1 protein-coding gene is annotated in these 930 nt (G+C 68.0%); it reads right to left on the bottom strand.

The window, feature by feature from the left end:
- Nucleotides 1-930, bottom strand: a 930-nt coding sequence (locus H5J30_RS35715) for a beta-ketoacyl synthase N-terminal-like domain-containing protein (RefSeq protein ID WP_181791932.1), incomplete at both ends; no start/stop codon positions are given.

Raw genomic sequence — 930 nt, 5'->3', positions numbered from 1 at the left:
ACGGGCCGAGATCACCACCGGCACCGGCGAGGAATCGGTCGTCGTATCGGCTTCCGCAGACTGCTCCGGGGCGGCTTCCAGGATCACGTGCGCGTTGGTGCCGCTGATGCCGAAGGAGGACACGGCCGAGCGTCGCGGCTCACCGGTCTCCGGCCACTCATGTGCCTCGGTCAGCAGGGCAACGTGGCCGGTGTTCCAGTCGACGTGGCTGGAGGGCTCGTCCACGTGGAGGGTGCGCGGCAGCACGCCGTGGCGCATGGCCTCGACCATCTTGATCACACCCGCGACACCCGCAGCGGCCTGCGTGTGACCGATGTTCGACTTCACCGCACCCAGCCACAACGGCCGCTCCGCCGTATGCGCCTGACCGTACGTCGCCAGCAGCGCCTGCGCCTCGATCGGATCACCCAGCGTCGTACCCGTACCGTGCGCCTCCACCGCATCGATCTGACCCGCACTCAACCGGGCACTGGCCAGCGCCTGTTCGATCACCCGCTGCTGCGAAGGACCGTTCGGCGCCGTCAGACCATTCGACGCCCCATCCTGGTTGACAGCCGAACCGCGCAGCACCGCCAGGACCTCGTGCCCGTTGCGCTCCGCATCCGAGAGCCGCTCCAGCAGCACGAAACCGACACCCTCACCCCAGCCCGTACCATCCGCAGCCTCCGCGAACGGCTTGCACCGCCCATCAGGCGCCAACCCACGCTGCCGCGAGAACTCCACGAACACACCCGGCGTCGCCATCACCGTCACACCACCGGCAAGCGCCAGATCACACTCACCATTACGCAACGCCTGCGCAGCCAGATGCATACTCACCAACGACGACGAGCAAGCCGTGTCGACCGTCACCGCCGGACCTTCGAGACCGAACGTGTACGCCACCCGCCCCGACGCCACACTCGCCGCACCACCATTACCCAGGAAGCC

It is taken from the genome of Streptomyces phytophilus, assembly GCF_013870535.1.
GTDB classification, from domain to species: Bacteria; Actinomycetota; Actinomycetes; order Streptomycetales; family Streptomycetaceae; genus Streptomyces; species Streptomyces phytophilus.
This window is presented reverse-complemented; position numbering and strand designations above follow the sequence as displayed.